This window comes from Pseudomonas sp. 22082 (assembly GCF_052046055.1).
In the GTDB taxonomy this organism is placed as follows: domain Bacteria; phylum Pseudomonadota; class Gammaproteobacteria; order Pseudomonadales; family Pseudomonadaceae; genus Aquipseudomonas; species Aquipseudomonas pharyngis.
Map to the genome: position 1 here is coordinate 37,330 of NZ_JBQEQB010000020.1, position 20,861 is coordinate 58,190.

The 20,861-nt window shown below is 61.1% G+C and carries 19 protein-coding genes and 2 pseudogenes; 14 read left to right on the top strand and 7 right to left on the bottom strand.

What is annotated here, in order from left to right; all coding sequences use genetic code 11:
* The first annotated feature begins 4 nt into the window (after nucleotides 1–4).
* Together rtcA and ACTJK9_RS21690 are read left to right on the top strand one after the other, a co-directional pair.
* Entirely contained in the window at nucleotides 5–1,036 is a 1,032-nt protein-coding gene (gene rtcA / locus ACTJK9_RS21685) for an RNA 3'-terminal phosphate cyclase (protein WP_440816097.1), read from the top strand.
* Nucleotides 1,037–1,110: 74 nt separating this feature from the next.
* Nucleotides 1,111–1,440: a hypothetical protein gene (locus ACTJK9_RS21690; RefSeq protein ID WP_039771542.1), complete on the top strand. Its 330-nt coding sequence runs from the start codon at nucleotides 1,111–1,113 to the stop codon at nucleotides 1,438–1,440.
* Between the two features lie 57 nt (nucleotides 1,441–1,497).
* Here the strand turns inward: ACTJK9_RS21690 and ACTJK9_RS21695 are convergent, their stop codons facing one another.
* The 4 genes from ACTJK9_RS21695 to ACTJK9_RS21710 form a co-directional block, all read right to left on the bottom strand.
* Entirely contained in the window at nucleotides 1,498–1,911 is a 414-nt protein-coding gene (locus ACTJK9_RS21695; protein WP_011333400.1) for a VOC family protein, read from the bottom strand.
* A gap of 160 nt (nucleotides 1,912–2,071) precedes the next feature.
* A complete protein-coding gene (locus ACTJK9_RS21700; protein ID WP_440816102.1) occupies nucleotides 2,072–3,016 on the bottom strand; it encodes an alpha/beta hydrolase in 945 nt (314 codons plus the stop codon).
* Between the two features lie 112 nt (nucleotides 3,017–3,128).
* Nucleotides 3,129–4,127, bottom strand: a complete 999-nt coding sequence (locus ACTJK9_RS21705; protein WP_440816104.1) for an NAD(P)H-quinone oxidoreductase — start codon at nucleotides 4,125–4,127, stop codon at nucleotides 3,129–3,131.
* Between the two features lie 63 nt (nucleotides 4,128–4,190).
* Complete coding sequence (locus ACTJK9_RS21710) at nucleotides 4,191–5,411, bottom strand: YbfB/YjiJ family MFS transporter (RefSeq protein WP_440816106.1); 1,221 nt, start codon at nucleotides 5,409–5,411, stop codon at nucleotides 4,191–4,193.
* 111 nt (nucleotides 5,412–5,522) lie between these two features.
* On the opposite strand from ACTJK9_RS21710, the gene ACTJK9_RS21715 reads away from it, so the two are divergent.
* A complete protein-coding gene (locus tag ACTJK9_RS21715) occupies nucleotides 5,523–6,398 on the top strand; it encodes a LysR family transcriptional regulator (RefSeq protein WP_064595100.1) in 876 nt (291 codons plus the stop codon).
* Nucleotides 6,399–6,462: 64 nt separating this feature from the next.
* On the opposite strand, the gene ACTJK9_RS21720 is transcribed toward ACTJK9_RS21715, so the two are convergent.
* The gene (locus ACTJK9_RS21720; protein WP_085612781.1) at nucleotides 6,463–7,185 is read right to left on the bottom strand and encodes a pirin family protein; all 723 of its coding nucleotides are present in this window, start codon (nucleotides 7,183–7,185) and stop codon (nucleotides 6,463–6,465) included.
* 211 nt (nucleotides 7,186–7,396) lie between these two features.
* On the opposite strand from ACTJK9_RS21720, the gene ACTJK9_RS21725 reads away from it, so the two are divergent.
* On the top strand, nucleotides 7,397–8,347 hold the full coding sequence (locus ACTJK9_RS21725; RefSeq protein ID WP_440816111.1) for a GlxA family transcriptional regulator: 951 nt from the start codon (nucleotides 7,397–7,399) through the stop codon (nucleotides 8,345–8,347).
* Nucleotides 8,348–8,437: 90 nt separating this feature from the next.
* A complete protein-coding gene (locus tag ACTJK9_RS21730) occupies nucleotides 8,438–9,910 on the top strand; it encodes an ATP-binding protein (RefSeq protein WP_085612779.1) in 1,473 nt (490 codons plus the stop codon).
* On the opposite strand, the gene ACTJK9_RS21735 is transcribed toward ACTJK9_RS21730, so the two are convergent.
* The gene (locus tag ACTJK9_RS21735) at nucleotides 9,872–12,655 is read right to left on the bottom strand and encodes an ATP-binding protein (RefSeq protein ID WP_440816115.1); all 2,784 of its coding nucleotides are present in this window, start codon (nucleotides 12,653–12,655) and stop codon (nucleotides 9,872–9,874) included. The two genes, ACTJK9_RS21730 and ACTJK9_RS21735, sit on opposite strands and share 39 nt — an antisense overlap.
* A gap of 333 nt (nucleotides 12,656–12,988) precedes the next feature.
* On the opposite strand from ACTJK9_RS21735, the gene ACTJK9_RS21740 reads away from it, so the two are divergent.
* The gene (locus ACTJK9_RS21740; protein WP_440816118.1) at nucleotides 12,989–13,558 is read left to right on the top strand and encodes a flavodoxin family protein; all 570 of its coding nucleotides are present in this window, start codon (nucleotides 12,989–12,991) and stop codon (nucleotides 13,556–13,558) included.
* Nucleotides 13,559–13,565: 7 nt separating this feature from the next.
* On the opposite strand, the gene ACTJK9_RS21745 is transcribed toward ACTJK9_RS21740, so the two are convergent.
* Nucleotides 13,566–13,967 (bottom strand): helix-turn-helix domain-containing protein, encoded by a 402-nt coding sequence (locus tag ACTJK9_RS21745; RefSeq protein ID WP_440816121.1) that lies wholly within the window; start codon nucleotides 13,965–13,967, stop codon nucleotides 13,566–13,568.
* A gap of 249 nt (nucleotides 13,968–14,216) precedes the next feature.
* On the opposite strand from ACTJK9_RS21745, the gene ACTJK9_RS21750 reads away from it, so the two are divergent.
* The 8 genes and pseudogenes from ACTJK9_RS21750 (at nucleotide 14,217) to ACTJK9_RS21785 (ending at nucleotide 20,832) form a co-directional block, all read left to right on the top strand.
* Nucleotides 14,217–15,200 (top strand): MBL fold metallo-hydrolase, encoded by a 984-nt coding sequence (locus ACTJK9_RS21750; protein WP_236189264.1) that lies wholly within the window; start codon nucleotides 14,217–14,219, stop codon nucleotides 15,198–15,200.
* A gap of 45 nt (nucleotides 15,201–15,245) precedes the next feature.
* Nucleotides 15,246–16,169 (top strand): LysR family transcriptional regulator, encoded by a 924-nt coding sequence (locus tag ACTJK9_RS21755; protein WP_011333412.1) that lies wholly within the window; start codon nucleotides 15,246–15,248, stop codon nucleotides 16,167–16,169.
* Between the two features lie 289 nt (nucleotides 16,170–16,458).
* Nucleotides 16,459–16,677 (top strand): annotated as a pseudogene (locus ACTJK9_RS21760) (DUF6124 family protein); the annotation flags it as partial.
* 195 nt (nucleotides 16,678–16,872) lie between these two features.
* Nucleotides 16,873–17,727, top strand: coding sequence for an Ig-like domain-containing protein (locus ACTJK9_RS21765; protein ID WP_440816125.1), 855 nt, complete (start codon nucleotides 16,873–16,875; stop codon nucleotides 17,725–17,727).
* A 106-nt stretch (nucleotides 17,728–17,833) separates the two neighbouring features.
* A pseudogene (locus ACTJK9_RS21770) lies at nucleotides 17,834–17,956 on the top strand (DUF6124 family protein); the annotation flags it as partial.
* A 191-nt stretch (nucleotides 17,957–18,147) separates the two neighbouring features.
* Nucleotides 18,148–19,431: a hypothetical protein gene (locus tag ACTJK9_RS21775; protein WP_085612772.1), complete on the top strand. Its 1,284-nt coding sequence runs from the start codon at nucleotides 18,148–18,150 to the stop codon at nucleotides 19,429–19,431.
* 365 nt (nucleotides 19,432–19,796) lie between these two features.
* Nucleotides 19,797–20,213, top strand: a complete 417-nt coding sequence (locus tag ACTJK9_RS21780; RefSeq protein WP_085612771.1) for a DoxX family protein — start codon at nucleotides 19,797–19,799, stop codon at nucleotides 20,211–20,213.
* Nucleotides 20,206–20,832 carry an antibiotic biosynthesis monooxygenase gene (locus ACTJK9_RS21785; RefSeq protein WP_085612770.1) on the top strand — a complete coding sequence of 209 codons (627 nt, stop codon included), beginning with the start codon at nucleotides 20,206–20,208 and terminating at the stop codon, nucleotides 20,830–20,832. The genes ACTJK9_RS21780 and ACTJK9_RS21785 overlap by 8 nt, the downstream gene beginning before the upstream one ends.
* Nucleotides 20,833–20,861 lie beyond the last annotated feature (29 nt).

Genomic DNA, 20,861 nt, shown 5'->3' on the forward strand with positions numbered 1-20,861 from the left:
AAAAATGAAACAGGACGTGATTGAACTGGACGGCGCCATCGGCGGTGGGCAGGTGTTGCGCAGTGCGTTGAGTCTGTCGATGGTGACGGGTCAGGCGTTTCGAATAGAGCGGATTCGGGCCAGACGCAGTCGTCCGGGCCTGTTACGCCAGCACCTGACCGCCGTGATGGCGGCGGCGCAGGTCTGCGGTGCAAAGATCCAGGGGGCTGAACTGGGCTCGCAGACATTGAGCTTCGAGCCGGGACCGATTCGCGGCGGCGATTATCGCTTTGCCATTGGCACCGCCGGCAGTAGCACGCTGGTGTTGCAGACCTTGCTGCCCGCCTTGTTACTGGCGCCGCAAGCCAGCCGCGTGCGGATCAGCGGCGGCACGCATAATCCGCTGGCACCACCGACCGATTTTCTCAGCCGCAGCTGGTTGCCGTTGCTGCGACGCATGGGCGCGGAGGTTGAACTGACGTTGCTGCGCCACGGGTTCGTACCGGCAGGGGGCGGTGAAATCGACGTCAGGGTGCAACCATCGAAATTGTCAGCACTGCACTTGTGTGAGCGCGGTTTGCCGCTTTCGCAACAGGCGTTTGCGCTGACGGCGGGACTGGCGCCGAGTGTCGGTGTCCGCGAGCTCGAAAGGGTGGCCCAGCGATTGAACATGGTGTCAGCAGAATTGAACACCGTCATCCTTGATCCGGCATGTGGACCGGGCAATGTGCTGCTGCTGGAATATGCGTTTGAACACGTCACCGAGGTTTTCAGCGCTTTCGGTCAAGCCTCACTGCGTTCGGAGAAGGTGGCGGACGCCGCGATCGATCAAGCGACCGATTGGTTGCACAGCGGTGTGGCGGTAGCGGAGCATCTGGCTGATCAACTGCTGTTGCCGATGGTGCTGGCCGGAGGTGGGTCGTTTACCACGCCCAGGATGACCGAGCATTTGCACAGCAACATTTCGGTGATCAAGCGTTTTGTACCGATCCACATCCAGTGCCAGGAAGAAGGCGCAGACCGGTTAAAGGTTGAAGTTCGCGCTCGGGAGCAATAGGCGGCAAATTGCTGGCCCCCGAAAACTTTCAGTCCCGGCAAACTCGCCTTTTTTCAAAAGGTTAGGTGGGCTATATGCGGACGATTGTCATCACCGTAGCAACGCTTTCCCTCGCTCTGTTCGCGTTGGAGGCCCAGGCCAGGGAACTGAGCAAGAGCCATCGTTTTGCGTGTGCCTGGGGCTCGGACATCGCGGCCGGCGCGCAACAATCGAAGTTGTCAGGGATTTCCCTGTATGGCGCGCGCAAGCGCTTGCAGGCACGCAAGTTTCAGCAACCGTGGATGCGCATGACCGCCATGGGCATTACCGAGCAGACCTATGACAGCGCGTCGCGCCTCAAGCCGGCGGCCGTCAAGCAAACCTACTACGAGCAGTGCGTTCGCCATGAACTGGCCCAGCGTTGAACGAAAAAGCCCGACCTGAAGAGGTCGGGCTTTTTCATGTCCGCTGCAATGACAGCGTCACTTGTCACTTTCGCAATTGACCATCCACGACACGCCAAAACGATCCACCAACATGCCAAAGCGTGCGGCCCAGAAGGTGGCTTCCAGCGGCATGTCGACGCGACCGTCCCTGGCCAGGGCGTTAAATACCCGTTCGGCCTCGACGATGCTGTCGACATTCAGGGAAATCGAGCAACCGCTCATGCCTTGGGTCGGGCGATCGGGCGTGGTGTCCGAAGCCATGAGCATCTGATCGCCGACTTTCAGGCAGGTGTGGATGATCAGGTTGTGGTGCTCTTTCGGTACATGTTCGGCGGCTGGGGTTTCGCCGAAGGTCATCATCGCTTCGAGCTTGCCTTGCAGGCATTGCTCGTAAAAGGTGAAGGCTGCGCGGCAGTCGCCGTTGAAGATCAGGTACGGGTTGATTTTCATGGTGGAGCTCCCGAATAGGCAGTGGAACGCCGCGCGGCCGGGTGTGCCGAAGCAGCGTCATGGATTGACTCCATCCAGCAAAGCGTTAGATCGCCGGATTGCCAGCCGATGCTGCAAGAATTTCCTTTCGGGGTGACCGATGGTCTGCGGGGGAGGGACGTCAGGAATCGCGCGGATTCTTTTGCACCGCAGCGCCTGCCACCCGAGCGGCAGGTCGGGTTTGCATCAGCGCATTGATCGCCTTGCGATAGTTCTGTCCGCCCAGCGCCATGCTGTTGTTGTGGGTTGCGCCGGGCACCAGCAGCAGGCGTTTCGGTTGCCGGGCGGCGGCGAACAGTTGCTCGCTGAAGCGTGACGGCACGAATGCGTCGGCCAGTCCGTGCACCACCAGCAACGGCATATGGATTTCGGCAATCTTGTCGATGGAGTCGAATTTCTGCGACAGCAACCAGCGCACCGGAAGAGAGGTGTTGGCCACGGCTGCCGCAACATCCGCCAGGGAGGTGAATGTGGATTCGATGACCAGCCCGCGCACCGGCAGTGGGGTGTGATTTCTGGCGGCATCGCGACCGAGCTCGGCAGCCAGGTCAATGGCGACCGCGCCGCCCAGCGAGTGCCCGTAGATCAGGCGTTTGTTCGGGTCGGGCTGCAACAGCTGGAAGCGTTCCCACGCCACCCTGGCATCCTCGTACACCGTGCTTTCCGACGGCAGGTCGCCGTGGCTCTGGCCGAAGCCGCGATAGTCGATGGCCAGTACCGAATAACCTGCTGCGCGCAATTGTTCGATACGAAACAGCTGCCCGGTGAGGTTCCAGCGCACGCCGTGCAGATAGAGGATGGCCGGTGCATCGGCACGCTCCGCCGGCCACCACCAGGCGTGAATGTTCTGCCCGGCCTTGAAGCTTTTCGGTTGCAGGTCGAGTTCCTGCACGCTGCCGGGCAATCCGTGATACCAGCCGGCGGTGCCCGGCTCGATGCGAAACAGCAGTTTGCGCTCGGTGTGTTCCAGCACGGCACAACTTGCCGGCACGCCGATGATCAGGGCGGCCATGCAGGCGAACGCCAGACGGCGGCGTCGAAGTCGGGTCATGAAGGCAAGGAACATTAAACGTTTCACCAAGGCGCGGACAAAGAACGCTTTTTACCAGATGCCTTGACCCGCGCGTGACATTTTCGACCACCGCACGCCTGCAACGATTACAAAATGCTGCAACGGCTCAGTCGATCTTCAGCACGATCTTGCCGATGTGGTCGCCCGCTTCCATGTGCGCATGGGCCTTGGCTGCGTCGGCGAGCGGGTAGGCCTTGTCGATGATCGGCAGGCAACGCCCGGCAGCCAGCGCCGGCCAGACGTGTTCGCGCAATTGATCGGCGATGGCGGCTTTTTCCGCCGAGGTACGGGCGCGAAGCAGGGAACCGGTGACCACCGCACGCTTGCCGAGGATGGCCAGCAGATCGATGTCGTTGGCCCGCGCGCCGCCGAGGAAGCCGATCATTACCAACCGCCCATCCATTCCCAAGGCGCTGATGTTCCCGTTGAGGTAAGAGCCGCCCATGATGTCGAGGATCACATTGACGCCCTGGCCGGCGGTTTTCTCGGCGATGACCGCGGCGAACTCCTGTTCACGGTAGTTGATCGCTTCACCGCCCAGGTTACGGATCGCCGCGCATTTGTCGGCGCTGCCAGCGGTGGCGAAAGCTTCAATGCCAAACTCGCGGCACAGCATTAACGCGGTGGTGCCGATGCCGCTGGTGCCGCCGTGAATCAAGGCGCGCTGGCCACGGCTGGCGCCGCCGAGGCTGAACAGGTTGGCCCATACGGTGAAAAAGGTTTCCGGAATGGCCGCTGCCTGGATCCAGTTCAGCCCATCGGGGATCGGCAAGACCTGGCCCGCCGGAACCGTGCAGTATTCGGCGTAACCGCCGCCATTGGTCAGCGCACACACCCGGTCACCGACCGCGAATGTGCTGACACCGCCGCCGATCGCCACGACCTCGCCGGCCACTTCAAGGCCCGGAATCGGGTTCATGCCGGGCTTCATCGGGTATTTGCCGGCGCGTTGCAGGGCGTCCGGGCGATTGACGCCGGCGGCGTGCACGCGGATCAGCACTTCGCCTTCTGCGACGACCGGCAGCGGCACGCGTCGGGATTGCAGAACCTCGGGCCCACCCGGTTCGGTGATTTCGATTCGGGTCATTTCAGTGGGCAACGTCATTTTCGATTCCTCTTGAAAAAGTGATCAGTAGATGGGAACGCAGTCAGGGCGCAATGATTCCCGTCATTCGGCGCAGCAGCGTTGTTCGACGGAGGAGGGCAGCCATTTCATGGCGTGCTCAAGTATCAGCGCGATCACGATGGCACCGCCGGCAATCACGAAGAGCAGCGCATGTTGTCCGCCCGTGGCGTTGAACAGCGCCGAATAGGCGAAGCCCGCCAGCGCCTGAAACGTGGCGAACGACACCGTGGCCCGGCTCCACGCCACCTGTTGGCGATGATGATCCGGCACCAGCTCATGCACCCGGGCCAATGCCAGCGGCACAATACCCGGCGGAAATGAACCAAGGACCACCGCCAGCAGCGCCAACGCCAGGAACGAATGCGAAACCGCCAGCAAACCCAGGGTGATCGCCTGCACCACCAGCACCAGACGAATGCCGGTCCGCGCGCCGAGATGATCAGCGAGAAAGCCATAACTCACCGGGCCGACGATGGCACCCAGACCGTACATGACCCAGATCAGCGCGCCGACGTGCGACCCGGCGCCCAGGCCACGGGCGACGTAATCCACCAGAAAGACCATGGCCGGTACCAGCCCGGCGGCCATGAATGCGTACTGGGCAAACAGCAGATAAACAGCAGGCGGTGTCGGCTCGACCGGTTCCACCTGAGCCGTTGCGGTGGTTGCGTGGGGCAGCTCCGAAGGCCAGCCGAACCAGCTCAATGCCGTCAGTGCCAGCGACAAAGCGCCCAATCCCAGCCAGGTCGCCTGCAGGCCCAGCCCCAACAGCAACGGAACAATCGTTCCCGAGCCGGCGATGCCCAGACCGATGCCGAGGAAAATCGCCCCACTGGCCAGGCCTTTGCGCGCGGCCGGTACATGGGGCAATACAGTCGCAGCCACCAGCACCATGATCGCGCCGCCCGCGATTCCCGACAGCAGGCGCCAGCCGAAATACCAGCTCACCGATACCGGGTAAGCACAGGCAAAAAACGCCACGGTCACCGCCAGCATCATCAGGCGCAGAGCGTTTCTCTGGGTGAGCCGGCGTGCCAGCGGTCGGCCGAGGAGGGCGCCGATCAGGTAACCGACCAGGTTGGCCGCACCCAGATAGACCACATCATGGGCGGAAAACCATTGGGCCTGAATCAGCGAAGGGATCAGCGGCGTGTAGGCGAAACGCGCCAGACCGATGCTGACCAGGCTGGCGCAGAGGCCGGCGAAGATCGCCAGCCAGACACTTGTGTCCGGACGTTCGGGCGAAGCAGTTGAAGTGTGCATGACGGCAATCCTTTGAAAGGTTTATGGCGCCCAGCATATCGGCTATCGTTGCTGCGTTAATGCAGCGAGTTTGCGTGATAATGATGCGTTTATGCATCAATGGAGAACGCTATGAACTGGGATGATGCAAGGGTGTTTCTAGCGGTCTGCCGCGAGTCGACATTGCGCGGCGCCGCGCGTGTACTGGGCGTGGATCAGGCGACGGTCGGGCGCCGCATCACGGCACTGGAAAAGTCGCTGGGCGCGACCTTGTTCCTGCGCACCTCCGAGGGCTATGCACTGACGGCCGTCGGCGAAGCCGCGCTCAAGTCGGTGGAAAAAATGGAGTATTCGGCGCTGGAGCTGGAGCGGCGTATCCAGGGCCTGGACGATCGTCTGACCGGTAGCGTGCGGGTCAGCACCACCGATTCGCTGGCCATCGATTTTCTGATCCCGGCCATCGCGCAGTTGCACGAGCAGCATCCGGACGTGCGCGTGCAACTGGACGCCTCCACGCAAATCCTCAGCCTGGCCAAACGTGAGGCGGACATCGCTGTGCGCAACACCCGTCCGGACAATCCGGACCTGATCGCCCGGCGCATCGCGCGTTGGCCGGTGGGATTGTTTGCCTCGCAGGCCTATGTCGACAGCCATGGCGTGCCGGCGCCGGGCAGTGCGTTCGAGGGCCATGATCTGGTGGTGTACCAGCCGTATCTGCAGGGCAACAAGGATCTGACCCTCGTGTCGGAGCCCATGACTCGCGGGCGGATCGTCGCCGGTCTGAGTTCCAGCCTGCTGGTACGCCGCTCGATTGCCGCCGGTCTGGGGGTAGGAGAAATCCCGGTCTACATGGGCGAGCGCGATGGTCTGGTCAGGTTGTGGCCGGAGCGCACGCGTCCGTTGCCTTATGAAGTGTGGCTGGTGACCCATGCGGATTTACGCCACACCGCGCGGGTCAGAGCGGTGATCGAACACATTGTCGAAGCGTTTGTGCTGGAAAACGAATAGTTGTTCTGCGAAAAAAAACGGCCTTCATTGAAGGCCGTTTTCTGTGAGCGTTGAAACCGCTGCCTCATGGCATTTCCGGCAGTTCCTGCGGGCGCAGATCAAACACCAGGACTTCGGCATCCTGGCCATTGCTCAGGGTCAGCGCCTGTTCTTCACGAACCCGCACCCCGTCGCCTTCCTTCAACTGCACGCCGTTCAGTTCAACGCTGCCGCGAGCAACGTGCACATAGGCGTAGCGGTTGGCGGGCAGTGCGAGTGTCGCACTCTCCTGGCCATCGAACAGTCCGGCATACACCCGCGCATCCTGGCGCACTTTCAGCGAGCCGTGGCTGCCTTCGGGCGAAATGATCAGTTGCAGGCGGCCGCGTTTTTTCTGTTCGCTGAAGTGCTCTTGCTGGTAGCGCGGTTTGGCGCCGCTGACATCCGGCACGATCCAGATCTGCAGGAAGTGCACAGGCTTGCTCGCCGAGTGGTTGAACTCGCTGTGAGCCACGCCGCTGCCGGCGCTCATCAGTTGCACATCGCCTGGGCGGATCACCGAACCGGTGCCGAGGGTGTCCTTGTGTTCCAGAGCACCTTCGAGCACATAGGAGAAAATCTCCATGTCACGGTGCGGGTGCTGGCCGAAGCCCTTGCCGGCGGCGACGCGGTCATCGTTGATCACCAGCAGGTCGGAGAAACCCTGTTCACGCGGGTCACGGTAGCTGGCGAAGGAAAAGGTGTGGAACGACTTCAACCAGCCATGATTGGCCAGACCACGGTCGGAAGCTTTACGAAGGGTCAGCATGATGAAATCTCCTTTCAGGACGTTGATTCGTCCGAGTGAGGAGAAGGTTACTGGTTACCCTGCGATGCAATAAGTAGATGAAAACTGAAATACTGTCCCGTTCTGGTTGACAGTTGTGTGCACTGGATCACGCATTCTTTTCCAACGTTTTCACCTTATCTGGCCATAATGCGCAGACTTATGACTTTGCTTGGATTTTGGTGATGCCCACATGAAGACCGTGGCAATGGTGCTGTTTCCGGATTTTCTGCTGCTCGACATGGCCGGGCCGCTGGAAGTCTTTTCGGTTGCCAACCGCTACCTGAAACCGCAAGACCACTATCACCTGACCACCCTGGGCACCGAGCGCGGGCCGTTGCGTGCGTCCAACGGTGTTCTCGTGCACACCGATCGGCATATCGACGAAGCCGATGAGCGCTACGACTTGCTGCTGGTGCCGGGCGGTCCCGGCGCCTACAACGAAAAACACCCGCCGTTGCTCGCCTGGCTGCAAGGCGCGGTCATGCGCGCCGGGCAATATGGCTCGATCTGTACCGGCGCTTTCGTGCTTGGCCATGCCGGGTTGCTCGATGGCTATCGTGTGACTACCCACTGGAATTACACCGAACGCTTGATCAAGGGCTTTCCGAAGGCAAACGTCGCGACCGACCAGATTTTTATTGAGGATCGCAACCTGATCACCTCCGGAGGTGTCACGGCCGGCATCGATATGGCGTTGGCGGTGGTCGCTCGCGATCATGGCAAAAAGATTGCCCAGGACGTGGCCAAGGTGCTGCTGGTGGTCATGAAGCGCCAGGGCGGGCAAGCGCAGTTCAGCCCGTTGATGGCAGCGGTGGCGCCCCAGGAAACGCCGATTACCCGGGTGCAGAATCATGTGCTGGAACACCTGGAGGAAGCTTTCACCGTCGAGCGCATGGCAGGGCTTGCGAACATGAGTGCACGGCATTTTGCCCGGGTGTTCGCTCGCGAGGTCAACATGACGCCCATGGAATTCCTGCAAAGTGCGCGCATCGATTGCGCGCGAAATCTGCTGGAAACCAGCGATCTGCCGCTGAAAACCGTGGCCTACAAAAGCGGTTTCGGCAGCGTGCGGCACATGCGGTTTCTGTTCGGCGAAAAGCTCGGGCTGACCCCCACGCAGTATCGCGAACAGTTCAGCTAGAGCGGTTCTGTCCGTTACGGGCATCCGGATGTCCGTGCTGGACCCCGCGTGGTGGTTGTACCGTCATCGAGGCCTGCGAAGATAACGGACATGAACAGCCTCGACGAATTGAACTCGGCGTCGGTCCTGCGTTTCGGGCCGTACGCGTTCCATTTGCGCCAGCGGCTGATCCTCGAAGGGGATCGGCAATTGCGCATGGGCGGGCGTGCGCTGGACATTCTGCAAGTGCTGGTCGAGCGCGCCGGCCAAGTGGTCAGCAAAGAGCAATTGATCGCGCTGGTGTGGCCGACCTCGGTGGTCGAGGAGATCAACCTGCGGGTGCACATCGCCGCGCTGCGCCGGGCCCTTGGCGACGGCGAAAAAGGCCAGCGCTACATCGTCAATGTGCCGCAACGCGGGTACAGCTTCGTGGCACCGGTGCAGGGCGACAGCACCGCCCACGTGGTGTTCGAAACCCTGCAAGCGCCCCAACACAACTTGCCCGCACGACTGACGCCGGTCACCGGGCGCGATTCACTGGTCGGCGGTCTGGTGCGGCAACTGCCGCTGTCCCGGCTCCTGACGGTGACGGGGCCTGCCGGTGTCGGTAAAAGCACCGTGGCACTGCGCGCAGCGGAGCTGTTGCTGCAACATTTTCGCGACGGTGTGTGGCAGGTGGATCTGTCGCGGGTCGGCGATGACATCCCGCTCCTCGATCACCTGCTGAAAACCCTCGACACTGATTTCCCCACATTGGCGGCGCGCCACGCCTTGCTGGTGCTGGACAATTGCGAACACCTGCACGCAGCCTGCCGGAACCTGTTGCAAACATTGCTTGATGCTGCGCCCCGTCTGTCGATCCTGGCCACCAGCCGCGAGCCATTGCGTCTCGCTCTGGAGGTCCTGCAGCCACTGCCGCCCCTGACCCTTCCCAAAGCCTCGGCGCTCAACAGTGTCGATGAAGTCATGGGTTATTCGTCGGTGCAGCTGTTTGTCAGTCGCGCCCGCGCGCGTCAACACGGTTTCTGTCTGCGTGAGCTGGATCTGGAAACGCTGCGCGATATCTGTCGGCGGCTCGATGGTCTGCCATTGGCGATCGAACTGGCAGCCGCGCAGATCGATGCGCTGGCGCTGGTCGGCCTTCAGACGCAACTGGATCAAGGCCTGCAAGCCCTGAGTCACGGTCGCCGTACCGCCGTGCCACGCCATCAGTCGATGAAAGCCGCGCTGGACTGGAGCTATCAGCGCTTGAGCGAGCAGGAACAACGCGTGCTGCAACGCTTGTCGGTGTTCAAGATGGCATTCACTCTCGACGCCGCCATCGGCGTGATCAGTTGCGCGCAACTGCCACCCTCGACGCTGGTGGCAGTGGTTGAGCAATTGGCGGTCAAATCGTTACTGACATCGGACCGATCCAGCGGAACGCTGCGCTATCGAATGCTCAACACCACGCGCCGCTATGCCCGCGAACAGCTGGAGCAGGGCGGCGAACTGAGTGATGTCGAGCGTCGGCACGCGCGCTACCTGGGCCGTACCCGACCGGCCTCAAGCGGCCGACTGAGCGCGCAGTTCGTCGAGCAGTAGACGTACCTTGCGCAAGTCCGGGGTGGCATAACCTTCGGTGAAGCGCTGATAGATCGGTGTCAGCAATTGGAGCGCCTCGCGATAGCGCGACTGGTGCTGCCACAACCGAGCCAGCGACGTTGCGCTGCGCAATTCCCAGGCCAGCGCGCCTTGTGTCCGCGCAATCTCAAGCGATTGCTGCAAGGCGCTTTCGACCGTGTGATGGCAGGGCGATTCAGCCGCCAGCAATCGCTCGGCCCGGGCCCGTAAAATCTCCGCAGTACTCCAGCCCGCCGCACCACTTTGTGCTCGTTCGAGCAACGCATCATCAACGAAACCCGGATCCAGCGTGACCATGATTTCCCTGACCAGACCGCTGTCGGCCGGCGGGATGGCGGGGGCCTTGTCGGCGTCGATCACCTGCGCGTAGTGCCGCGCCCAGGTGTAGAACAGCAGCACCGAATGCTTCTGCGCCTGTTCGAGCAGCAGTTGCAGCAACGCGCGTGCGTTCTGCACGTCGCCGTTGTAATGGGCGATCAGGCACGAGGCGAGTGCCAGGGTGTAGCAGATCGAGGTGCCGTGGTTGATCTGCACCGCGATGTCCAGTGCCTGCCGCGCCGTGCGCCAGGCCCGCTCGGGAAAACCTTGCAACCACAACACCCGGGCGAGGACGGTCAGCGAGGCGACGCTCTGGTCGTATTGCACGCCGAAACCATGAGTGAAACGGTTGAGGTGGCCACTGTGGGCCATGCGTTGAATGACCTGTTCGGCATGGATTCGCGCCTGATGCTGATCGCCGGCGTAATGCAGCGCGAGCACCCGCAAGCGATGGGTACTCAAGGACAGCTGCGCATCGCCGTGCACCCCGAGGCTTTCGAATTGCTCGCTCTGCTCCAGCGCCATCTGGTAATGCCCGCAACTGAGATTGACCGCCATGTGCCCCGACACCGCGCGCAATTGCCCGGCCATGTCGTCGTGCCGTTGCGCCAGCAGACGGGCGCTGACGAAGGCTTCGATGGTTTCCGGCGTGCCGCCCCAGGTGTGGTAACAAGCGCTGCCGAGGGCCAGTTTCAAGGCGATTTCCAGTCGCGGGCAGGGCTCGTCGGATGACGCCAGCAACGCCAGTGCCCGACGCACATGGGCTCCGTACTCTTTGAGCAAGGACAGTTCTTGCCACAACGGCGCCGAGGTCGCCGTCAGTCGCACGCCGAGCGCACGCGAGCCTTCGTCATTCAGCGTCCAGTCCAGCGCCGCCCGCAGGTCTTCAAGGCCACGGGCGTAGCGCTCGATCCAGACTTCGGTCGCCGTGTTCTCCCAATCGGCCTGGGCCTGATGCATCAGCGCCAGACTGCGTTCGGCATGGCGCTCGCGGGTTTCGCCGAGTTCGGCGGCCTGGTCGAGTTTTTCCAGCGCATAGCGGCGAGTCGTGTCGAGCAGGCGATAGAACACCTCTTCATCGCCGACTTCGACGTTGAGCAGCGACTTGGCGACCAGTTGCGTGATCGAGGCAAACACTTCGTTCGACTCGATGTGCTGACCGACGATAACCGCCGCCGCCGATTCCAGCGTGAATGCGCCACGAAACACACCCAGTCGGCGCAGGCCGGTCTGTTCGCAGGCGTTGAGAAGGTTGAAGCTCCAGTCCAGCGTAGCGCGCAGGGTTTCATGCCGACCGAGGCGAGTCTGGTTGCCAGCCGGCAAACGCCCCTGGAGCTGACTCAGCAAACCCTCCAGCCCAAGACCCGCCACCTGCGCAGCGGCCAGCTCCAGTGCCAGCGGAATGCCGTCCAGCCGTCGACAGATGTCGATGATCAAGGGCAGATCAGCGTTGCCCGGCTCAAAGTGTTCGTGGGCCGCCATCGCCCGTTCGACGAACAGTTGCAACGCAGAGAACCCCATCGCCTGATCGCGGTCGAGCACTGCAATCGGTGGCGGGCAATCGAGAGATTCCAGACGCTGCACATACTCGCCCTCGGCGCGCAGGCTTTCGCGGCTGGTGGCCAGAATGTGCACCTGCGGCGCACCACGTAGAATGCTTTCGCTGAGCAGCGCGACGGCGTCGATTAAGTGCTCGCAGTTATCGATCACCAGCAGCATCTGCCGCTCGCGCAGGCTGTTGATCAGGCAGGCCATCGGCTCGCTGTCATGCAGCGAAAGATCCAGCAGGGCGGCGAGGTGCGAGCAGATCGAGCGGGGATCGTTGAGCGGTGCCAGATCCAGCAGGCGAATGCCGTCGCGATAGCGGCCGATCAACTGTTCGGCGACACGCAGGGCCACGGTGGTCTTGCCGATGCCGCCGGGGCCGACCAGGGTGATGCAGCGCTGGCGCGGCAGTTGCGTCATCAGGCTGTCGACCACCGACTGGCGCCCGATCATCCGCGTGCGCCGCAATGGCAGGTTATGTCGACCGAGGTGGGCGGCGGGGCGTTGTTCGATGGATTGCAGCACGACCGGCGCGACGAAACTGTAACCACGCTGCGCCACGGTGACGATGTAGCGCTGCCCGGCCTGACCGTCACCGAGCGCCTTGCGCAGTGCAGCCATGTGCACCCGCAGGTTGATGTCTTCCACCACGCTGTCCGGCCAGACCCCGGCGATCAGCTGCTGCTTGCTCACCACCTCGCCGGCGTGGGCCAGCAGGATCAGCAGAATGTCCATGGCGCGGCGGCCCAGGCGCAAAGGCTGGTCGCCTTCAAGCACCAGCCGCTGGCCGGGGTGGATCCGATAGGGGCCGAAACCGATGGCCTGATTCGGGGAAAGACTCAACCGCTCACTCCTTCGACGTTTTTTATGATCCTGGTCCGCCTCGGTGAAGAGTCCGTGACGGGCAGGGCGGATGGCGACTTGAGGGGCACGCAAGCCGTCTGATCCGCAGTATCCGGGCATATTCCTCAGGATTTGGCGCCAGCGCAACTTACGCGCAAGGCTTGGGCCTTCGCATCGCTCGGCATTCAGTACCGTCACCACTGTATTCAAGGGCCGGAACCCGTGGCGGTTTGCCCGACAGCCGGGGAAAATTAACAACGATTAACTCGTCCGCGCCCGCTTCAGAGCCAAAACTCCGGGGCAAAGGAATGCATACGTCCGGAGGACGCTGCGATGAGCAAGGTAGTGGTGGTCTATCACAGTGGCTACGGGCACACCCGCGTCATTGCGCAGGCAGTGGCCCAAGGTGTGGAACGCCATTTGGGCAGCACCTGCCTGTTGCTGGCGGTCGAAGACGTGGAAGCCCACTGGGATGACCTGCACCGCGCCGACGCCATCATTTTCGGCGCGCCGACCTACATGGGCAGCGCGTCGGCGGCGTTCAAGCAATTCATGGAGGCCACGGCCTCGTTCTACCTCGCCCGGCCGTGGCGCGACAAACTCGCGGCGGGCTTCACCAATTCCGGCAGCCTGTGCGGCGACAAGCTCAATACCCTGCTGCAAATGGCGGTGTTTGCGGCCCAGCATTCGATGATCTGGGTCGGGCTCGATCTCTTGCCGGCGCGTGCTCGCGAAGGTGGTTTCGACGGTCAATTGAATCGCCTCGGCAGCTCCCTCGGCGCCATGTCCCAATCCTGTGTCGAACAACCGCCCGAGCAGGCACCGCCGTTGGAAGACCAGTTGACCGCCGCGCACCTGGGCGAGCGGGTGGCGCGACTGGCGCAGCGGATGGTTCGCGGATGAAACCGCTTCAGCGGTTTTTCATGACCTGACAACGCCACGCAAACGGATTGATCCCCTCGCTGCGGGTGAAGATATGGCAGAAGTGCGCCTGATCGCAGAAGCCGCATTCCAGGCTGATCTGCGTGAGGCTGTGGTTGGTCTGCTGGATCAACAGCTTGGCACGGGCAATGCGCTGGGTACGGATCCAGTCTTGCGGCGAGTACCCGGTGCTGCACTTGAACGCCCGGGAAAAATGACTGCGTGAAAGTGAGCAGGCGCTGGCCAGCTCGGTGACTTCAAGGCTGTCGCCGAGGCGTTCGAGGATCAGCTGTTTCACCAGGCGTTCCCGTTGCGGGCTGAGGCCGCCGGTGCTGGTCTTGCGGGGTTCGCTGGCAGGGGCGAGGGCGACGGTTTGCTGTAAGTGAGCCATGGCCTAGGTCCGTGTCGGGGGGGGAACGCACGGTCAGCGCTTTCCCTCAGGTCAAAAAAACAACGCTGCGCAGAGGGATTCATTGTTTGGTGAAGGGCGAGTGCTGACGAGTTAAACGTTGTTAATTCCACCGTCGGCTGCAACTCAGCACACCGTTGCAAGTCGCCATGACGGGAACCGGGCAGGATGGCGAAGATTGGGGGCGGGCCATAAGGGGCAGCAGAATCGGGCTCGGGCGAGAGGATGCATATGAAAGGTTTGTTCAACGGCGTAATCGGCATGGCGGTGGTCGGTGTGATGTCCAGCGCCATGGCGCAGGCACCGCAGGTCGGCACGCAGGCGCCGGGTTATTTCCGGCTGGCGCTGGGCGATTACGAGGTGACGGCGCTGTTCGACGGCTACAACGATTTGTCGCCGAAGCTGTTGCAGGGCATGAGTCAGAGCCAGATTCGCGCGCTGCTGGCCCGTCGCTCGATTGAAACGCCGGGCGTGCAGACTGCGTTCAATGCGTTCCTGGTCAACACCGGCAAACAATTGATTCTGGTGGATACCGGCGCGGGCCAGTGCATCGGCGCCACTGCCGGCCAGCTCTCGGCGAACATGCAAGCAGCGGGTTACAAACCTGAGCAGGTCGACGCGATTCTGCTGACGCACCTGCACCTGGATCACGTCTGTGGGCTGGTCGACGGCCAGCAACGGCCGATCTTTGCCAATGCCACGGTTTACGCCGCCAAGGCCGAAGCCGATTACTGGCTCGATCCGCAGGCCGAGGCCAAGGCGCCGGCCGGTGCCCGGGAGTTCTTCAAGATCGCCCAGGACTCCACTGCGCCTTACGTGGCGGCCGGGCGCTTCAAGACGTTCGCAGAGGGCCAGTCGCCTTTGCCGGGTGTGGTCGAAGCCACACTGGAAGCCGGGCACACGCCGGGCAGTACCACCTACCGTTTCACCTCACAGAACCAGAGCATCGTGTTCATGGGCGACCTGGTGCACAACCTGGCGGTGCAGTTCGATCATCCTGACGTGTCGATCCGCTTCGACGTCAACGGTCAGCAAGCGATCAAGAGTCGTAACGCCGTGTTCAGTGCAGCGGCGGCCAGCAAGACCTGGGTCACGGCTGCGCACTTACCGTTCCCGGGTATCGGTCACATCACCGCGGTCGACAAGCACTTCCAGTGGGTACCGGTTGAATACGGCCCCTACAAACGCGCGGCCAAAGTGCCGCTGATCGAGTAAAGTGCGCAGCTCCCACGTCAGGCTCAAACAAGGAAAACGTGCCCCATGAACCGTAACGATCTGCGTCGCGTCGACATGAACCTGCTGGTGATTTTCGAAGCGCTGATGTTCGAAAAGAACCTGACCCGCGTCGCCGAAAAACTGTTCATGGGGCAGCCTGCGGTGAGCGCGGCGCTGGGCCGCTTGCGCGATCTGTTCGATGATCCGCTGTTGCTGCGCAATGGCCGGGGCATGGAGCCGACGGCGCGGGCGCTGGCGATTCTCCAGGAACTGCAACCGGCGATGGACGTGATTTCCGGCGCGGTCAGCCGGGCCAAGGAATTCGATCCGGCGACCAGTTGTGACGTGTTTCGCATCGGCTTGTCGGACGATGCCGAATTCGGTCTGTTTCCGCCGTTGCTGCGCCAGTTGCAGGAAGAAGCGCCGGGGATTGTCGTGGTGGTTCGTCGCGCCAATTACCTGCTGATGCCGGGGTTGCTGGCATCGGGAGAAATTTCTGTCGGCGTGAGCTACACCACCGATCTGCCGGCCAACGCCAAGCGCAAGAAACTGCGCGACATTCCCTGCAAGGTCCTGCGTGGCGACAATCGTCCGGGCCCGCTCACGCTTGACGAGTATTGCGAGCGCCCGCACGCGATGGTGTCGTTCTCCGGAGACCTGAGTGGCAATATCGATATGGACCTGGCCAAGGTCGGCCGCAGCCGCCGCGTGGTGCTCGGTGTGCCGCAGTTCAGCGGCTTGCGCGCGCTGCTGGCCGGCACCGAGATGATCGCGACCGTGCCGGATTATGCTGCGTGTGCGTTGGTCGAAGGGTGTGCGTTGCGGGCTGAAGATCCGCCGTTCCCGATTGATGCGGCGCAACTGTCGATGGCGTGGAGCGGGGTGCATGACAACGATCCGGCGGAGAAATGGCTGCGTTCGCGGATCAGTCAGTTCATGTCGGTGACGCTGGATATTCCGGCGGTTTAGTGCGGTGTTGAAAGGTGTTTATGGTTACGTCCGGTAAGCCACAACGCCTTGCGCCTTTGCCTACGTGTACGCCAGAATCCGCCGGCTTGTGCGCCTTGGGGGCGGATTCTATTGTTTGCCGGTCGCTGAAAAACAGCGATCGGGTTTAGCAGCCCGGATCTACTCTAGACGCACAATGCCGTTCGTTCGTGATCAGGCTCACGCCTGACCGTTCACGTTATGGCGGCTTTGCGTGGGGCACTTCGGTGCGCCGGGTTCTAGAGTCCTGGTCTGCTAACCCGCGTACGGCCGCCACCTTATCGCCCCCGGCATCGACAGCGAAGAACTGCTGGCCGACGCCTGCGAAACCCTGACCTCGGCCAAGGTCATGGCCAATGACTTCGCCGGGCTGGTGGACGGCTCGCATCGGCATGTGCTGCCTGGGATTGCGCAGTTGATTATGCTCGGTGAGCTGGCGGTGAATCGGGTGCTGGATACCCTTGAGGTGGCGGCTGATCCGGTTGCCTGATTCGGTATTGATAAAACGGCCTGCGGGCCGTTTTTGTAACTGGTCAAAACCTGCCACCTCGGCAAATCACCGCATTGACCATTCGTCGCTACTGTCAAAGTTGACAGTAGCGACGTTCCTCTCGATTGGCGTTCGATGGCACATGCCCGCTGCACTTGAAGCTGTACAGGCTTATCCAGTGAAGGAGTATGTGCCATGACGAAGATCTACTACTGCGAAACACCTGGCGGAACTGAAATCAAGGATGGTGGAGAAACTACGTCCAGAAAAGTATTGTTGAGCGTCGATGACGGGCCGCCCAATAGCGGGTGGGAAATGGTCCACAACATGGGCTATGCAAAGCCATTCCAGCTCAACTCCAGCGGAGCGGAAACAGTGCATATGGAAAACCTGGTTCCTGGAGAGAATCTTTTCCAGGTACGTGAACATTCCAGTGCGTCGCCGATATCGCAGTGGGTGGTGAACGTGAAGGAGGTGACGGCCGAGCTGACGATTGATCCAACCCCCATGACCCTCGACCAACACTCGTTCTTCAACTCCTATGGCTGGCTCTACATCCCTCAGAATGAAAGCAGCGCGACGCGTCCTGCGAGCGGTGGCGTTCTCCCCTATCAATACGCTTCAAGTAATCAGGATGTCGCTACCGTCGACGGATATGGCAAGGTGATCGCCCGCAGGAACGGTACGGTAACCATCACCGTGACGGACGCCGCGGGCAGCAGCGTTTTTTATATCGTTCGGGTATTCAACGTTTACCAGACTATTGTCAATAACGGGGTGTTAACAGCCGATGAGGCAAGGACGTGGACGGTTAGTGTGGGTGGCAATGTTGATAGCACCGTTGAAACTCTACAGATCACCCATTTGGCCAATTGGGCTCGCGATGTCTTCGATAACCGTCTCTATCCAGATCCGCTAAGTGAGCGATTTACTCAGATCCAGCCACTGGGCATGTTGTATCGACAATGGGCTGGCACAAGTTTAGGAGGGTCCTATTGGCCATGGGGCAGCCCTCAGCGGATGAGAGTCATCACCTCCGTCCCCACCTGACAGGGTTTTCCCAAAAAGAGCACACCCACCCAATTTCTCCTCCGATCAACCATTGCACTACTCCCTGGAAAAGGGGACGTGGAAAAGGGGACGCATTTATTTGACGGGGTTGGTGGACGGCTCGCATCGGCGTGTGCTGCTGGGGATTGCGCAATTGATCATGTTGGGGGAACTGGCCGTGAATCGGGCGCTGGATAACCTGGACGTGGCGGCTGATACGGCTGGTTGATCCGGTAGCGATAAAACGGCCTGCGGGCCGTTTTTTGCGACTGGTCAAAACCTGCCACCTCGGCAAACCACGGCATTGACCACTCGTCGCTACTGTCAAAGTTGACAGTAGCGACACTCCTCTCGATTGGCGTTCGATGGCACATCCACCGGTCAAGCAGTTGCCGCGAACCCCACGAAGGAGACTTTTCCATGGACATCCAGTCACCAAGCTTTGGCGCCACGAGTTTTCCCGGCGGAACCCCCGTCAACGATGGCGATAACATTCAATTCACGGACATTGAACTGTTCAGCAGCGATGGAACGGCTTTTCGCACCTACCAGATACTCGATAACGGTGTCGTTGTACGCGGAGGCGGATTTAATGGCTCTGGTGCATTTCGCGAGCTGTTCTTGAGCCTGGCTTCGGGACCACATCACTTCGAATTGCGCGAGCACGCCAGTGCGTTACCTACTTCCGAATTGCGGTTCACCGTCAACGGTGTATTGAAGTCGCCACAAGTCGATGAGGCTGAGGCGAACAACAACGTGCTGGACTTGGTTGCGTTGGGTTCGAATGACGCAACGCTTCGTGCGGGGGACTGGCCGGGAATCGAAGTGGGGCAACAAGTCTGGCTGAACTTTACGGGCTTCAAATCAGACGGAACGATGCATAACCTGACGTTCTGGAAGGGTGGAACTCACAAGACCAATGCGACGTGGATCAGTCAGGGTTACTGGATCAAGCCACTCAGTAACGGCTATCTGGCAGATCTTGGTAATGGCACCACGCTGACACTCACATTCAAGGTATCAATGGACAAGAGTGGCGAGGAAAGTACCGCCACACTGTTCCCTGAAACGGTTTATACGATCAGGACCGAAAGGCTGGAGATTGATCGCACGCCCATGATCCTCAACGGTATGGCCGTTTTTTCAAGGTACGGATGGGCGGACAGCCATCGGGATTTTCCCGGCAACACACAGAGCCGGTTGCCGAGCAATGGCACTGCGCCTTACACCTTTGTTTCAAAAAACACTGCCATTGCGACGGTCGATAGTTCAGGCAAGGTTCAGGGCAAGGCAAACGGCGTGACCATGATTGAAATCCAGGACGCGACAGGCGCTACGGCCAGCTATCCCGTCGAAGTCAGTCAAGTCTTTGAACTGGTCCACAATGGCGCGACAGTTTCAGTACCTGCGGCGGTCGCCTGGATGTCCTCGATAGGCGGATCACCACTGACTTCGGCAGTCTGGAACCTTATGGTCTTCAAATACCCCAACTATCAAAGTTACTGCCCGCTGTTTTACCACGTAAGCAACATCATCAGTTGGGCAAAAGGTTGGGGCTGGTGGTCATGTCAGCCACAAGGCAGCGGGCAGGAAATCGCCGGGTATGCGCAAAGTAGTCATGGCGGGAATCAAGGGCCGGGGTTGTACGCCCAAGTGGGCGCTGCTACAGCCACGGCAATGTGTATTCGGCCATTGAACGGTTAGGGCGCTCGAACGGAGCAGGCACTCTTGTTGAATAGTGTTTAAGGCTATGTCCGCAAAGCCACGCAACCTTGCGCCTTTGCCTACGTGTACGCCAGAATCCGCCGGCTTGTGCGCCTTGTAGCCGGGTCTTATCGTTTCCGGGTCACTGATGAATCAGCGACCGGATTTGACCGTCCGACTCAATCAAGGCGCGCCAGTACCCCCAGACCAGACTCAGATTTTTTCTGAATCCCGGTTTCGCGGTGGCTGTGCGTGGGAACGATCACGGTTCCGGCCCTGAACACGCCAAAGAGAGCACACCCATCCAATTTCCCCCCGGTCAATCGTTGCACCATTGCCTGCAATGATTGATCAAGGGTGGGCCCATGAACGCTGTACAACGCAATGACCAGGCGCAAGATCTCGGCCTGCTGTTCCTGCGGGTCGCCAGCGGACTGTTTCTGCTGTTCGTCCACGGCTTGCCCAAGCTGCTGGACTTCACCGCACAGCTGCAACTGATCGAAGATCCGTTCCACCTCGGTACCCACCTCACTTTGATTCTGGCGATCTTCGCCGAAGTCCTCTGTCCGCTGCTGATCGTCGCCGGGGTGCTGGCGCGTCTGGCGTGCTTGCCTATTCTCTTTGTGCTGCTAGTGGCGCTGCTGCTTGTGCATCCGCAATGGAGTGTGGCCGAAGGGCAGTTCGGCTGGTTGCTGTTGATCCTCTTCACCACTGTTCTGATCGCCGGGCCCGGACGGCTGGCGCTCAATGTTCGTTTGCCCGGAGTACTCCGTTATGCCTGATGCCCAGACCCTGAAAAAACCGGGACCCGAAGAAACCGTGACGCTGATCGTCAAGCACCGGGTCAAGGCCGGATTTGAAGCGCCTTACGAAGCCTGGCTGCGCAACATCGTCAGCGTGGCGGGGCGCGAAGAAGGGCACTTGGGCGTGGACGTGATGCGCAGCCAGCAGGGCGGGCTCGCACTGTTCACCTGCGTGCTGCGTTATTGCTCGACCGAGGCGATGCAGCGCTGGCTGGACTCACCGCAGCGTCAGAAACTGATCGACGAAGCCGCGCCGATGCTCGCCGACGGCGACCAGACCGAAGTCAATGCGGCCAACGAATTCTGGTTCACGCCGCTGGCCGAGGCCGGCTCACCGCCACCGCGCTGGAAGCAGGCTGTAGTGACGCTGCTGGTGATCCTGCCGCACACCTTGCTGGTGCCGCTGATCTGGGGGCCGCTGCTGCAACTCAATGCCTTTCTCTCCAACTACGTGGTCGCCACGTTCCTGATCACCCTGACCATCGTGGTGTCGGTGGTCTACGTGTTCATGCCGCCCGTGACCCGTCTGTTCGCGCCGTGGCTGGAAGCCGGTCAGTCACACAAACACCTCGAATCCAACGCCAACCCGCCGCGCTGAGCCGGCGGGTTCGCTCCGTTTCACTTATC